The following is a 14,235-nucleotide window of genomic DNA, read 5'->3' as shown; positions in this document are numbered from 1 at the left end:
GGTTCGGGGGCTGGCCCCCGACGAGGGCCCGACGCCGGGCAGGGTGGCCCCCTCCCAGGAGACTTGAGGTCGATACGGGAGTGGCTCGGCTCAGTCCTTGCGCAGCAAGGTAACCACCGCCGCCCCGCCCAGGCCGATGTTGTGCGCGAGCCCTACCCTTGCCCCCGTCACCTGGCGCTCCCCCGCCTCGCCGCGCAGCTGCCAGACCAGTTCGGCCACCTGGGCGAGCCCGGTCGCGCCCAGCGGATGGCCCTTGGAGATCAGGCCCCCGGACGGGTTGACCACCCACCGCCCGCCGTAGGTCGTCGCCCCGCTCTCCACCAGCTCCCCGGACTCGCCGTCCGCGCACATGCCGAGGGCCTCATAGGTGAGCAGCTCATTGATGGAGAAGCAGTCGTGCAGCTCGATCACGTCGACGTCCTCGATTCCGAGCCCGGAGGCGTCGTACGCCTGCCGGGCGGCGGCGCGGGACATCGGCCGGCCCACCACGTCGATGCAGGACCCGGAGGCGAAGGAGTCGGCGGTGTCGGTCGTCATGGCCTGTCCGGCGATCTCCACCGCACGCTCGCGGAGCCCGCGCTCGGCGGCGAACCGTTCGGACACGACGACGACGGCCGCCGCGCCGTCGGAGGTGGGCGAGCACTGGAGCTTGGTCAGCGGCCGGTGCACGGTCCTGGCGTCGAGAATCTCATCGGTGGTGTACACATCCTGGAACTGGGCGCGCGGGTTCCGGGCCGAGTGCCGGTGGTTCTTGGCGGCGACCGCCGCGAGCTGCGCCTCGGTGGTGCCGTGGCGCTCCATGTGCTCCCGGGCCGCGTTGCCGAAGAGCTGCGCGGTGGGCGGGGACTTCTCGAAGCCGTGGGCCGCCGCCATCACCCCGTAGTGCCGGGCGACCGGCGACAGGGCGAAGTCGCCTCCGTCCGCGCCGCCGCCGAGCGCCCCTTTCCGCATCTTCTCGAAGCCGAGGGCGAGTACGCAGTCACTGAGGCCGCCCTCGACGAACTGGCGTGCCATCATCAGCGCGGTGGCGCCGGTGGCACAGTTGTTGTTGACGTTGTAGACGGGGACCCCGGTCAGCCCGAGGCCGTAGACGGCGCGCTGTCCGGCGGCAGACGACTGGAAGCAGTAGCCGACCGGGACCTGCCGCACGTCCTGGTACGAGACCCCGGCGTCGGCCAGGGCCTGGGAGCCCGCCTCCCGGGCCATGTCCCAGTACTGCCAGTCGCGGGACTCCGGCTTCTCGAACCGGGTCATGCCGACGCCGGCGATATAGCTCCTGGTGCTCACGGTGTGCTCCTTCGGTCCCGGGGCGGGCCGAGCGCGTGCTCGGCGACGGCGGCGAGACGGGTGCGGACGGCGCTCGGGGCGTGCCCGCGATCCCTCCGGACGGCAGACTAGAACACGTTTCAATCTGACGGTAGGTCAGAAACTGTATCCCTGTTACGGGCGGACGCCGCCGGGCGGACGCGCCGGGGCGTACGGCAGCATGGACGGCGGCCCGCGGACCCCGGGCCCACGCCGTCGACCAGGAGGAACCCCACGCCATGACAGCCGCCCCCGCGCCGGAGACCGTCGCCGCCTTCGAGAGCGCCAAGGGGTTCATGCCCCGGCACGAGGGGCTCGCCCTGTACGCCGCCGCGCGGGACGCGGCGGCGCTCGGGCTGCCGCTGCTGGAGGTGGGGACGTACTGCGGGCGGTCGACCCTGCTGCTCGCGGACGCGGCGCGGGCCGCCGGGATCACCGCCGTCACCGTCGACCACCACCGGGGCAGCGAGGAGCAGCAGGAGGGGTGGGAGTACCACGATCCGGCGGTGGTGGACCCGGAGACCGGGCGGATGGACACCCTGCCGGCCTTCCGGCGCACCCTGTACCACGCGGGTCTGGAGGACCATGTGATCGCGGTCGTCGGGCGCTCCCCGCAGGTCGCCCGGGTCTGGGCCGCCCCGCTCGGGCTCGTCTTCATCGACGGCGGGCACACCGACGAGCACGCCTCCGGCGACTACGAGGGGTGGGGACCGAAGCTGGCCGAAGGCGGGCTGCTGGTGATCCACGACGTGTTCCCCGACCCGGCGGACGGCGGCCGGGCCCCGTACCGGATATATCGGCGCGCACTGGCGTCCGGGGCGTTCGACGAGGTCTCGGCCACCGGCTCGCTGCGGGTGCTGCGGCGCACCGGCCCGGGGATCTGAGCGGCCGGGCGTCCCCCGCCCCGGCCGGAGGGGTCTCCCCCCCCCGCCCAGCAGACGACGGGATCGCTCAGACGATAGATTCCTTCCTACGCTGGGGAGCTGCCCCCGGCTCCGTACCCGCGCACACCGCCTCCGGCGGCAGTGACGACCGCCCCGATGAGACGACCGACGAAGGACTTCTTACGTGAACATCCGTTCCCTCACTCGTGGTGATGGCGTGGTGATCGGAGCAGCGGTACTGCTGTTCATCGCCTCGTTCCTGGATACGATCGACTGCTCCGGCGCGCTCTGCGGGGAACTGCCGAACGCCTGGGACAACGGCGCCCTGCTGCTGGGGGTCTATCTGGCGGGCATCATCAGCGCGGCGCTGATCGTCCTCGCCCGGCTGCTGCCCCGGCCGCCGAAGTTCGCCGGCGTCGAGCTCGGCCACTTCGGCATCGCCCTGGCCGTGTTCAGCGCGTGGACCGCGCTCGGCGCCCTCTTCGACCCGGCCGGCTCGTTCAACGGCGAGATCAGCCCCGACGCGGGCACCGGTCTGATCCTCGGCTTCATCGCCGCGCTGCTGCTGGCGGCGGGCGCGGTCGGCGCCCAGCTCATCGGCGCCCTGAAGGCCCCGCTGATCAGCGCGGCACGCCCGGCGGCCCCGACCCCGTACGGTGGCCAGCCGCAGGGCGGCTACGGCTACCCGGGCGCCCAGCAGCAGCCCTACGGCGGTCAGCCGGGACAGCCCCAGCCCTCGTACGGCGGCCAGCCCGCCGCCGCGCCGCAGCAGGGCGGGGCCGCGGACTTCGCCCCGTTCTGGTTCGCGGTGCCGGTGGCCCGGCCGCTCTACGCCGAGGACGGCTCCCCCACTCCGATCGCCGAGCTCGCGCCGGGGACCTGGTATCTCGCCGTCGAGCAGCGCGGCTCCGGTCTGATCGCGCAGACGCAGGACGGACGCCGTGGAGTGCTCCAGGACACCTCGGGCATCCAGCGCGGCTGACCTCCCCTCGGCCAGGAGAAAGGCCCCCGTCCGTGGTCTTGGGCGGGGGCCTTCGTCATGGACGTCCGCTCCGAGCGATGCGACCTCCCCGGTGCCGCTCGCGCCGTTGCCGTTCCTCTGCCCGCGACATAATCTGATGGACCGTCAGAGACATGGCCCCGGCAGCGGAGGTTCTGCGGAATGCGACTGGGACTCGCCCTCGGCTACTGGGGCCGCGGCCCCGCCCCGGGGCAGCTCGATCTGATCCAGGAGGCCGAGCGACTCGGCTATCACTCGGTGTGGACCGCCGAAGCCTGGGGCTCCGACGCCTTCACCCCGCTGACCTGGATCGCCGCGCACACCTCCCGTATCGGACTGGGCACGGCCGTCGCGCAGATGGCCGCCCGCACCCCCACCGCGACCGCGATGCACGCCCTCACCCTGGACCATCTCTCCGGCGGCCGGATGATGCTGGGCCTCGGGCTCTCCGGCCCTCAGGTGGTGGAGGGCTGGTACGGCCGCCCCTTTCCCGACAGCCCGCTCACCGCGACCCGTGAGTACGTCGAGGTGATCCGCCAGGTGCTCCGGCGGGAGGGGCCCGTCGAGCTCGACGGCAGATTCCACGCCCACCCCTACCGGGGCGAGGGCGCGAGCGGCCTCGGCAGACCGCTCAAGCCCATCACCCACCCGCTGCGCCCGGACCTTCCGCTGCTGCTCGGCGCGGAGGGGCCGAGGAACGTCGCCCAGACGACCCGGATCGCGGACGGCTGGCTGCCGCTGTACTGGTCCCCGCTGCGGACCGACGCGTACCGGGAGTCGCTCACCGCGCTCCGCGACGGTTTCATGATCGCGCCGATGGCCCGGGCCCAGGTCTGCGACGACATCGCCGAGGGGCTGCTGCCCGTCAAGGCGATGCTCGGCTTCTACATCGGCGGCATGGGGCACAGCACCAGGAACTTCCACGCCGATCTGATGGCCCGGATGGGATACGAGCCGGCGGCCCGGCGCATCCAGCGGCTCTTCGCCGAGGGGCGGCGGGACGAGGCCGTGCTCGCCGTGCCCGACGCCTTCGCCGATGAGATCTCCCTGATCGGCCCCCGGGAGCGGATCGCCGAACGGCTGGAGCTGTGGCGGTCGGGGCCGGTCACCGACCTCCTGCTGACCGCGCCGGACCCGGTGACGCTGCGGACCCTGGCCGAACTCGTCCTGTAGCGCCCGCCCCGCCGGACTCAGCGGGTGCAGCACTCCGGAGGCAGCCCCTGGGGCAGCCGGTCCCCGCCGAAGACGGCGGTGGTCGCCTCGTCCCCGCCGAGCGCGGCCACCGCGAGCAGCAGCGAACCGGCCGTCCATGTGGTCTGCTCCTCCGGCCAGACCGCCCGGCGGCTGTCCCCCACGGCCTCGAAGACATAGCCCGTCCAGTACATCCCGCCCGGCGCGCGCAGATGCGCGATGGACTGGAGGATCTCCAATGCCCGGTCGGACTCCCCCATCGCCCAGAGCGTGAGCGCCAGTTCGCAGCTCTCGCCGCCGGTCACCCAGGGGTTGGGCAGCACACAGCGCACCCCGAGGCCGGGCACCACGAACTCCTCCCACCGCCGCTCGATACGGGCGGTGGCCGCGGCGCCGGTGATCGCGCCGCCGAGGACCGGGTAGTACCAGTCCATGGAGTAGCGGTCCTTGTCCAGAAAGCGCTCCGGGTGGCGGTGGATCGCATGGGCCAGCGCGCCCGCCGCCAGCTCCCAGTCCGGCTGCGGCTCCTCGCGCTCCGCGGCGATGGCCAGCGCGCAGCGCAGCGCGTGGTGGACGGAGGAGCTGCCGGTCAGCAGGGCGTCGGCGACCGGGGTTCCGTCGGCTTCGCGCTTCCAGCCGATCTGCCCGCCGGGCTGCTGGAGCCGGAGCGCGAACTCGATCGCGGCGAACACCACGGGCCACATCCGGTCCAGGAACGCGTCATCGCCGGTGGCCAGATAGTGATGCCAGACGCCGACCGCGACATAGGCGCAGAAGTTGGACTCGCGGCTGAGGTCGGTGGGGCGGCGGAAGTCGCCGTCGTGGTAGGCGGCGTACCAGGAGCCGTCCTCGTTCTGGTGCCGGGCGAGCCAGGCGTACGCCTGGGCCGCGGCCTGGTGCTCGCCCGCCGCGTCCAGCGCCATGGCGGCCTCGGTGTGGTCCCACGGGTCGAGGTGGTGGCCCCGGAACCAGGGGATCGCGCCGTCCTCGCGCTGGACGGCGCGGATGCCCGCGACGGTCTCGGCGGCCTGCTCGGCCGTGAGCACCCCGGGCAGCACCAGATGCTCGGTGCGGGGTGTGGTCACGCCCGCGCCCCAGTCGTGGTCTCGGCCTCGGCCTTGGTCGTGGTCTCGGTCGTGGCCTCGGACTCGGACTCGATGAGCGCGGTCGTGGCCCCGGTCGCGCGGGACGACGGCTGGGGCTTGGTCGCGTACACCACGAAGCTCTTGCCGATCAGCGGATTGAGCGCCCGCTCGGCGAGCCGGGTGGCCAGCGGTTTCTTCATGATGTCCCAGACGAGCAGCTGGTGGTACGCCTTGACCGGCAGGACCTGGTCGTTGTCCACGCCGAAGGCGCACTTGAGCCACCAGTAGGGGCTGTGCAGCGCATGGGCGTGGTGGGTGCCGTAGGGCGTGAGCCCGGCCTCCGCGATCCTGGCGAGCAGCTCATCGGCCTTGTAGATCCGTATATGGCCGCCCTCCACCTCGTGGTAGGCGTCGCTGAGCGTCCAGCAGATCTTCTCCGGGCCGTAGCGCGGCACGGTGACGGCGATCCGTCCGCCGGGCTTGAGCACCCGCACCATCTCGGCGAGTACGCCCTTGTCGTCGTGGATGTGCTCCATCACCTCGGAGATGATCACCACGTCGAAGGACTCGTCGGGGAAGGGCAGATGAAGGGCGTCGCCCCGCATGGCGAGGGCGCTCGCGCCCTCGGGGGCCTCCTTCGCCTCCTTCATGGCCGCGAACCACTTCGCGACCTCGCGTATCTCCTCGGCGTCGCGGTCGAGGGCCACGACCCGCGCGCCGCGCCGGTAGCACTCGAAGGCGTGCCGGCCCGCGCCGCAGCCGAGATCGAGGACACGGTCTCCCGCGGCGAGCGGGAAACGGGAGAAGTCGACGGTCAGCACGGGTTCCCGCTTTCGCAGTCGAGGGCTCTTCGATGGTGGGTCGCCGCCCCGGCCCGGCCGGGGTGACCGGCGGCGGGGGCGGCGGAATACGGGAAGAAGGCGTACGGGGAGAAGGCGTACGGGGCGGTCGGGAGGGTCAACGGGCCGCCCTGGAGATGGCCGCGCGGTAGAGCTCCACCGTCCCCTGCGCCGCCTTCGCCCAGGTGAACCGCTCCAGGACGCGCCGCCGGCCCGCCGCGCCGAGCCGGGCCCGCAGTTCGGCGTCGCCGAGCAGCCGGCCGAGCGCCGAGGCGAGCGCGTCCGCGTCTCCCGGCGGGACCGCGAGACAGCTCTCGCCGTCGGGCCCTGCCACCTCCGGGATCGCTCCGCCCGTGGTGGCGACCAGCGGGGTGCCGGTGGCCATGGCCTCGGCGGCGGGGAGCGAGAACCCCTCGTACAGCGAGGGCACACAGGCGATCTGCGCGCCGCGCACCAGATCGGCCAGTTCGGCGTCCGAGACGCCCTTGACGAATTCCACGGCGTCCTGGAGTCCGTACCGCTCGATGAGCCGGGCGACCGGGCCGTCCTCGGCGCGTTTGCCGACGACCACGAGATGGGCGGCCGGATGCTCGGCGCGGAGTTTGGCCAGCGCCTCCACCAGATGGACGAGCCCCTTCAGCGGCACATCGGCGCTGGAGGTGGTGATGATCCGGCCGGGCGTCTCGGGGACGGCGGGGTCCGGCGAGAAGAGGTCGGTGTCGGCGCCGATGTGCACCACATGGACGCGGTCGGGCCGGACGCCCAGATGCCGCACGATCTCCCGCTGGGAGGAGCCGGAGACGGTGAGCACGGACGGCAGCCGCCGGGCGACGCGCCCCTGCATCCGGGTGAAGCCGTACCAGCGGCGTACCGAGGCGCGGCGCTGCCAGCTGTCGGCGGCGTCGAGATCCAGCTGGCGGTCGACGGTGATGGGGTGGTGGACGGTGGTGACCAGGGGCGCGCCGAGACCGCCCAGCAGGCCGTAGCCGAGGGTCTGGTTGTCGTGGACGACGTCGAACTCTCCGCGCCGGGCGGCCAGATGGCGGCGGGCGCGCAGGGAGAAGGTGAGCGGCTCGGGAAAGCCGCCGGTCCACATCGTGGCGACTTCGAGCGCGTCGATCCAGTCGCGGTACTCGCCGCGCCCGGGGGTGCGGAACGGGTCCGGCTGACGGTAGAGGTCGAGGCTGGCCAGTTCGGTGAGGGGAACGCCCTCGTCGAGCACGGGGTAGGGCTGGGATCCGATCACCTCGACGCGGTGCCCGAGGCGGGCGAGTTCGCGGGAGAGATGGCGGACGTAGACGCCCTGGCCGCCGCAGAAGGGGTTGCCCTTGTAGGTGAGGAGCGCGATACGGAGCGGGGCGTCGCCGGAGGACAGGGCGTCACCGGAGGACGGACCGGGGCGCGGGCTCCCGGCACGGCCGGGGCGCGCTTGAGGGCCGGTTTCGATGGCCTCAGCGGTCACTCACGGCCCCCTTCTCAACTGCGTTTCGGCGGAGCGTAACCGCTCGCGCTAATCTAGAACAAGTTTCAGACTTGATCGCTCAACGAGCTTCGAATCTACCGGCAGGTAGCGCCCCCGTAAGGGCCGGAACAGGTGATTCGCACCACGGAGGGCGCGCTGTGACGCCATGCGGCCGTTCGCTGTCCGATACTCACCCGGTAGCCGCTCAGGACTCACACGGAACGGGATGATCCGCCTCGTGATGGAACGGGACATATGACAGCCGAAGCCAAGTCGCGGGGGCCCGCCTCGCTGCCGCTGACAGAGCGCCAGGAAGCGCGCCGCCGTCGCATTCTGCACGCCAGTGCGCAGCTGGCGAGCCGGGGCGGCTTCGACGCGGTGCAGATGCGCGAGGTGGCGGAGGACTCCGGTGTCGCGCTCGGGACCCTGTACCGGTATTTCCCCTCCAAGATCCATCTGCTGGTCGCCACCATGCAGGACCAGCTCCAGCATCTGCACACCACCTTGCGCAAGCGCCCGCCGGGCGGGGAGAGCGCGGCCGAGCGGGTGGCCGAGACGCTGATGCGGGCGTTCCGGGCGCTTCAGCGGGAGCCGCATCTCGCGGATGCGATGGTGCGGGCGCTGACGTTCGCGGACCGCAGTGTGAGCCCGGAGGTGGACACGGTCTCCCGGCAGACGACGGCGATCATCCTGGACGCGATGGGGCTCGAACATCCCACGGCCGAGCAGCTGTCGGCGGTGCGGGTGATCGAGCACACCTGGCATTCGGCGCTGATCACCTGGCTGTCGGGGCGGGCCTCGATCGCCCAGGTGAAGATCGATATCGAGACGGTGTGCCGGCTGATCGACATGACGCAGACGGGGGCGGGGGCAGGGCAGGGGCGGGGGTGAGCGGGCGGCGCTGAACCGGCCCGCCCGCCCCGGGGCGGATCGGCACCGACCCGGTGATACCCGGGGCGGCCGACGCCGATCCCATGCCGCCTGGGCCTCATCGACGGCGACCCGGTCGCCTCTCCGCGCCGCGAGTCCGCGAGCCGGCCCCGGGGCGAGCGGAACCCCGGGCCCGGCCGGACGGCAGGCCGGACAGGCTCAGCCCCCCGGCGGGAAGACCGCCTTCCCGCTCCCCGCCAGCGTGATGACGATAGCCTCCACCGGGCAGGTCTCCGCCGCTTCGAGCACCGTCTCGCTCGCGTCCGTCTCCCCTTCCTTGGGATGCGACTGCCGAGCCGAGTCCAGCGCGAAGCCGTCCGGCGCGACGCCGACGCACATCCCGGAGCCGATGCAGATTTCCCGGTCGACCTCGACGTGCCAGCGATCACCCATCAGTTGTCTCCGTTGTCTCCGTATCCCGCGGGCAGATGGATCGTTTTGTGTTCGAGGCATTCACCGTAGCCCTCGGGCCCCATTTCCCGCCCCAGTCCGGAGTTCTTGTATCCGCCGAACGGGCCAAGCATGTCCAGACTGAAGGTGTTGATGTTGTATGTACCGGTTCTGATCCGCCGCGCGAAATCGATCCCGCGCTCCACATCGGCCGTCCACACACTGCCGCTGAGCCCGTACTCCGAGTCGTTGGCGATCTTCGCCGCCTCGTCCTCGTCCCCGTACGGCAGCAGACAGATCACCGGCCCGAAGATCTCCTCGCGCGCGATGCGCATCCCGCTGTCTACGTCGCCGAAGAGCGTCGGCTCGACGTACCAGCCCCGGTCCAGACCGGCCGGGCGCCCACCGCCAGTGAGGATCTTCGCGCCCTCCTCCTGGCCGATGGCGATGTAGTCGAGGGAGCGCTGCCGCTGGCGGCTGGTGACCAGCGGGCCGACCTGGGTGGCCGGGTCCAGCGGATCGCCGACCGTCAGGGCCGCGGCGGCGGCCGTCAGCGCCTCGGCGATCTCGTCGTAACGGCTCCGCGGCGCCAGCACCCGGGTCTGCGCCACACACGCCTGCCCGTTGTTCATCCAGGCCACGGGCACGATCCCGGCCAGCGACGACTCCAGGTCCGCGTCGGGCAGGATCACGGCGGCCGACTTGCCGCCCAGCTCCAGGGTGACGCGGGTGAGATTGCGGGAGGCGACCTCCATCACCCGTCTGCCCGCCGGGACCGAGCCGGTGAAGGAGACCTTGTCGACTCCGGGGTGCCCGACGAGATACTCGCTGACCTCGCGGTCGGCCGGAAGGATGGAGAGCACCCCCTCCGGCAGCCCAGCCTCCTGCGCCATCTCGGCGAGGATGTAGGAGTCGAGCGGCGCCTCGGGCGACGGTTTGAGGATCGCCGTGCACCCGGCGAGCAGCGCGGGGGCGAGCTTGGACGCCGCGGTGAACTGCGGCACGTTCCACGGCATGACGGCCGCGACGACGCCGACCGGCTCCCGCCGCACCAGGATGGGGCCGATGGCTCCGGCGCGGTGCTCCTCGTAGGTGAAGTCGCGCGCGATCCCGATGTAGGTGTCCCAGACCATCATCGCGCCGAGCGCCTGGCCCAATACGCTCCAGGAGTACGGGGAGCCGTTCTGCGAGCTGATCGAGCGGGCTATCTCCTCGTGCCGTACGGCGATGGCGTCCTTGATCCCGCTGATCACGGCTATCCGCTCCGCCAGCGGCATACGCGGCCAGGGCCCCTCGTCGAAGGCCCTGCGGGCGACGGCGACGGCGCGGTCCACATCGGCCCGGGAGGCGTGCGGGACCCGGCCGATGACCTGCTCGGTGTGGGGCGAGACGACCTCGATGGTCCCGGTGCCGAGCGGGTCGGTCAACTCCCCGCCGATAAAGAGTTCTCGGTGTTCGACAAGCTCGGTCATGACTGCTGCCTCCTGCCGCCCAGGGCCATTTCTGACACTGTTTCAGAACTGATACCAGTTCTAGTTATAGTGGGCAATGCTGTTGCCATAGCGCGTACTTCCGCCGGGGCGGCGGGGAGACGGCCGGGAGAGGCGGGCTCATGACGCAGGTGACCGATCACGGCGGGGGCGTCTGGTCCATCAAGGTCCCCATCCCCGCGAATCCGCTCGGCCATACCCTGGTCCACCTCCTCGACACCGCCCGCGGCCCGGTCCTCATCGACACGGGCTGGGACGACCCGGCCTCCTGGGAGGCCCTCACCGCCGGCCTGGCCTCCCTCGGCGTCCCGGTCGCGGACGTCCACGGCGTGGTCATCACCCATTACCACCCCGACCACCATGGACTCTCCGGGCGGGTACGGGAAGCCTCCGGCGCGTGGATCGCGATGCATCCCGCGGACATCGAGCTCGTACGCCGCACCCGGACGGTCGAGTCCTCGCACTGGCTCGGCTTCCTCACCGAGCAGCTCACCCGCTCCGGAGCGCCCGAGGAGCACACCGCCCCGCTGCGGGACGCCCTGACCGCCGATGTCGAGCGGGTGATCCCCGGGCTGCGGGCGGCGCTGCCCGACCGTGAGATAGCCCCCGGGGAGCTGCTCGACCTCCCCGGGCGGCGGCTGCGCGCGATCTGGACCCCGGGGCACACCCCGGGCCATGTCTGCCTCCATCTGGAAGAGGAGCATCCCGCGCTGCTGCCGGGCCGGGGCCGGCTCTTCTCCGGAGACCATCTGCTGCCCGGGATAAGCCCGCACATCGGGCTGTACGAGGACCCGGACGACCCCGTCCCGGCCGATCCGCTCGGCGACTACCTCGGCTCGCTGGAACGCGTCGGCGGGCTGTCGGTCTCCGAGGTGCTGCCCGCGCACCAGCACCCCTTCACCGGTGCGGCGAAGCGGGCGCGGGAGCTGCTCGACCACCACCGCCGGCGGCTCGCCGAGGTGCTGGCGCTGCTGGCGGAGCCGATGACGCCGTGGGGGATCGCGGAGCGGATGGAGTGGAACCGGCCGTGGGCGCTGATTCCGCGCAGCTCGCGGAATATCGCGGTGTCGGAGGCGGAGGCCCATCTGCGGAGGCTGGTGACGACGGGGCGGGCGCGGACGCTGCCGGGATCACCGACGCGGTACGCGGCGGTATGAGCCCCGGGGCCCAAGGCCCCTCCCGGCCGGCGGCGGGCCGGGGAGGCTGGTCGCCGCCGTCAGCCATCAGCCATCAGCAGGGGCGGGCGACCCCGTCACGGCCGCGAACGCCGAGCGGAGCCCCGCCCGGCCGCCCGGGGAGAGATCGCCCCCGGGTACCGGCCGTACGGCCGGTAGAGTAGGCAGGTCGTCATCACGCCCGTACGGGGGGAAGCCGGTGCGAATCCGGCACTGACCCGCAGCCGTGAGCCGTCCGCCGGTCCATCGGCGGCGGCGAGTCGGAATGCCCCGTACGCGATCGTGAACGGCTCGTGCCACCGGCGGCCCGCCGGTGACCGGCACCGTCGAGGAATACGGAGCCTGAGCCCTGGTGCCCCACTGCGCCCGTGCCCGGCTTCCACAGGAGGCCCGCCCACTCATGACCACCGTCCGCCGCAGCGTCGCCGCGCTCGCCGTATCCGCCGTCCTCGGCACGACCGTCGTCATGGCCGTCGCGCCCGCCGCGCTCGCCGCGACCACGCCCAGCCCGTCCGCCGTGCTCCCGGCCGGTCTGTACGGCGCCGGCGACCCGACGTACGACGGAGTCTGGCGGCAGTCCCTCGCGCTGCTCGCGCAGGACACGGCCGGGGTGCAGCCCGCCGCGAAGGCCGTGGGGTGGCTCGCCGGACAGCAGTGCGAGAACGGCGCGTTCCCCTCGTACCGTACGGACGAGGGCGCGAAGTGCGACCCGAAGCTGCCGCTGGACTCCAACGCCACGGCGGCTGCGGTGCAGGCGCTCGCCGCGCTCGGCGGGCGGGACGCGGCCGTCGAGAAGGCCGTGCGCTGGCTGAAGTCCACGCAGAACGCGGACGGCGGCTGGGGCTACAACCCCGGCGGGGCCAGCGACGCCAACTCCACGTCCATCGTGATCGGCGCGCTGGCGGCGGCGGGCGAGAAGCCGGCCGAGGCGACATCGGACGACGGGAAGTCGCCGTACGACGCGCTGCTGACGTTCGCCAAGCCGTGCGGCGGCAAGGACGGCGGCGCCTTCGTCTTCCAGCCGAAGCAGCCCGGGATCGTGGCCGACTCCACGGCGGCGGCCGTGGTCGCCGCCCACGGTCAGGGCCTCGTGGTGAAGGCGGGCCCGAAGGACGCAATGGACGCTGAGGACGCCGACTGCGCGACCGCGAAGACCATCGAGGGCGCGGCACACAACGGCGCGGCCTATCTGGCGACCGCGCTCAAGAAGACCGGGCATCTGATGACCGCGCCGATGCCGGGCGCCGAGGACCCCGCCGCCAAGCCGGACCCCGGCAACACCGCCGACGCCGTGGTTGCGCTCTCCGCGCAGGGCATGGGCGAGCAGGCGAAGGAGCCGCTGAAGTGGCTGGAGTCGAACTCCGCCGCCTGGGCGAAGGAGTCGGGACCGGCGGCGTACGCACAGCTGATACTCGCCGCGCACGCGGCGGGCGCCGACCCGAGGGACTTCGGGGGCGACGATCTGGTGGCGAAGCTCAACGCGACCGGCCCCGAGCCGGCGAAGGCGTCCGCCGGGCAGGAGAAGAAGTCGGAGTCGGAGTCGGACTCCAGCTCGGACAAGTGGTGGTATCTCGGGGCGTTCTTCGCGGCGAGCGCCGGAGTGGGCTTCCTCTTCAGCGGCCGTCGCAAGTCGCGGTCGTGATGCGCACCCCGAACCGCTCCCCGCTCGCCGCCGTGACGCGCACCCCTGCCCGCACCCCGCTGCTCGCGCTCGCCGTCGCGCTGGGGGCCGTGCTGCTGACGCTGCTCGGCGCGGCCCCGGCGCAGGCCGCGGGCTACCGCTACTGGTCGTTCTGGCAGGGCGACGGCACCCGCTGGGTGTACGCGACGGAGGGCCCGGCGACGGCCCGCCCGGAGGACGGCTCGGTGCAGGGCTTCCGCTTCTCGGTGAGCGAGGACAGCGCGGACTCGGCACGGCCGCGCCGGGCGCCGGACTTCACCGCGGTGTGCGGCACGACGCCCGCGAAGCCCGGCGAGAAGCGGATCGCCCTGGTCATCGACCCGGGCAGCCGAACCGACGCCCCGGCCGGGGAGAAGCCGCCGAAGGCCCGGACGGCCTGCGCGCGGGTGCCGTCCGCGGCGACGGCGGCGGACGCGCTGGCCACGGTGGCGAAGCCGCTGCGGTACAACGGCCAGGCGCTGCTCTGCGCGATATCGGGGTATCCGGCGTCGGGCTGCGGCGAACAGGTCTCGTCGGCCTCGGGCGCGGCCGAGCCGCGCGCGGAGGACGAGCCCGGGAAGGGCCCGTCGCTGGGCGCGATCGCGGGAGGGGCGGCGGTCGCCGCGCTCGCGGGGGCGGCCCTGTGGCAGTCGCGCCGCCGGCGCCGATGAGCACGATGGGCGCGATGGGTGCCCCCTTCCCGCCGCGCCGGAAGCCGTCCCCGGCAGCCGATCGCACGCACGGCGGGACCTCGGCGCGTCCGGCCACAGGGAACACCCCGGCGTCCGCGCCCGCACAGCACGAGAACACGGCGCACCCAGCCG

The 14,235-nt window shown here is 72.8% G+C and carries 13 protein-coding genes and 1 riboswitch; of the genes, 7 read left to right on the top strand and 6 right to left on the bottom strand.

Features of this window, described 5'->3' with window-relative positions; translation table 11 throughout:
* Positions 1–90: 90 nt before the first annotated feature.
* Positions 91–1,287, bottom strand: a complete 1,197-nt coding sequence (locus FF041_RS09120) for a lipid-transfer protein (protein WP_323391492.1) — start codon at positions 1,285–1,287, stop codon at positions 91–93.
* Positions 1,288–1,544: 257 nt separating this feature from the next.
* Between FF041_RS09120 and FF041_RS09115 the strand changes: the two genes are divergently transcribed.
* From FF041_RS09115 to FF041_RS09105, 3 genes are all read left to right on the top strand, one after another.
* On the top strand, positions 1,545–2,189 hold the full coding sequence (locus FF041_RS09115) for a class I SAM-dependent methyltransferase (RefSeq protein ID WP_153521862.1): 645 nt from the start codon (positions 1,545–1,547) through the stop codon (positions 2,187–2,189).
* 184 nt (positions 2,190–2,373) lie between these two features.
* Positions 2,374–3,171, top strand: a complete 798-nt coding sequence (locus tag FF041_RS09110; RefSeq protein WP_323391491.1) for a hypothetical protein — start codon at positions 2,374–2,376, stop codon at positions 3,169–3,171.
* Positions 3,172–3,351: 180 nt separating this feature from the next.
* Positions 3,352–4,362, top strand: coding sequence for an LLM class F420-dependent oxidoreductase (locus FF041_RS09105; RefSeq protein ID WP_153521860.1), 1,011 nt, complete (start codon positions 3,352–3,354; stop codon positions 4,360–4,362).
* 17 nt (positions 4,363–4,379) lie between these two features.
* On the opposite strand, the gene FF041_RS09100 is transcribed toward FF041_RS09105, so the two are convergent.
* From FF041_RS09100 to FF041_RS09090, 3 genes are all read right to left on the bottom strand, one after another.
* Positions 4,380–5,465 (bottom strand): glucosidase family protein, encoded by a 1,086-nt coding sequence (locus FF041_RS09100; protein WP_323391490.1) that lies wholly within the window; start codon positions 5,463–5,465, stop codon positions 4,380–4,382.
* Positions 5,462–6,286: a class I SAM-dependent methyltransferase gene (locus tag FF041_RS09095; protein ID WP_323391489.1), complete on the bottom strand. Its 825-nt coding sequence runs from the start codon at positions 6,284–6,286 to the stop codon at positions 5,462–5,464. The genes FF041_RS09100 and FF041_RS09095 overlap by 4 nt, the downstream gene beginning before the upstream one ends.
* Before the next feature lie 136 nt (positions 6,287–6,422).
* The gene (locus FF041_RS09090) at positions 6,423–7,766 is read right to left on the bottom strand and encodes a glycosyltransferase family 4 protein (RefSeq protein WP_407698124.1); all 1,344 of its coding nucleotides are present in this window, start codon (positions 7,764–7,766) and stop codon (positions 6,423–6,425) included.
* Positions 7,767–8,021: 255 nt separating this feature from the next.
* On the opposite strand from FF041_RS09090, the gene FF041_RS09085 reads away from it, so the two are divergent.
* Positions 8,022–8,657, top strand: a complete 636-nt coding sequence (locus FF041_RS09085) for a TetR family transcriptional regulator (RefSeq protein WP_153521858.1) — start codon at positions 8,022–8,024, stop codon at positions 8,655–8,657.
* Positions 8,658–8,855: 198 nt separating this feature from the next.
* On the opposite strand, the gene FF041_RS09080 is transcribed toward FF041_RS09085, so the two are convergent.
* Positions 8,856–9,089, bottom strand: a complete 234-nt coding sequence (locus tag FF041_RS09080; protein WP_153486855.1) for a ferredoxin — start codon at positions 9,087–9,089, stop codon at positions 8,856–8,858.
* Positions 9,089–10,558 carry an aldehyde dehydrogenase gene (locus tag FF041_RS09075; protein ID WP_153521856.1) on the bottom strand — a complete coding sequence of 490 codons (1,470 nt, stop codon included), beginning with the start codon at positions 10,556–10,558 and terminating at the stop codon, positions 9,089–9,091. Before FF041_RS09075 ends, FF041_RS09080 begins: the two co-directional genes overlap by 1 nt.
* A gap of 140 nt (positions 10,559–10,698) precedes the next feature.
* Between FF041_RS09075 and FF041_RS09070 the strand changes: the two genes are divergently transcribed.
* The 3 genes from FF041_RS09070 to FF041_RS09060 all read left to right on the top strand — a co-directional run bounded on the left by FF041_RS09070 (position 10,699) and on the right by FF041_RS09060 (position 14,082).
* Positions 10,699–11,733: an MBL fold metallo-hydrolase gene (locus FF041_RS09070; RefSeq protein ID WP_153521854.1), complete on the top strand. Its 1,035-nt coding sequence runs from the start codon at positions 10,699–10,701 to the stop codon at positions 11,731–11,733.
* Between the two features lie 207 nt (positions 11,734–11,940).
* A riboswitch (cobalamin riboswitch) is annotated at positions 11,941–12,022 on the top strand.
* Positions 12,023–12,151: 129 nt separating this feature from the next.
* Complete coding sequence (locus FF041_RS09065; RefSeq protein ID WP_153521852.1) at positions 12,152–13,393, top strand: prenyltransferase/squalene oxidase repeat-containing protein; 1,242 nt, start codon at positions 12,152–12,154, stop codon at positions 13,391–13,393.
* Complete coding sequence (locus FF041_RS09060) at positions 13,393–14,082, top strand: SCO2322 family protein (protein WP_153521874.1); 690 nt, start codon at positions 13,393–13,395, stop codon at positions 14,080–14,082. The genes FF041_RS09065 and FF041_RS09060 overlap by 1 nt, the downstream gene beginning before the upstream one ends.
* Positions 14,083–14,235 lie beyond the last annotated feature (153 nt).

The sequence above is a fragment of the Streptomyces jumonjinensis genome, from assembly GCF_009600885.1.
Lineage (GTDB): Bacteria > Actinomycetota > Actinomycetes > Streptomycetales > Streptomycetaceae > Streptomyces > Streptomyces jumonjinensis.
Note: the sequence above shows the minus strand (reverse complement) of the source record. Positions and strands in the feature narration are given on the sequence as shown.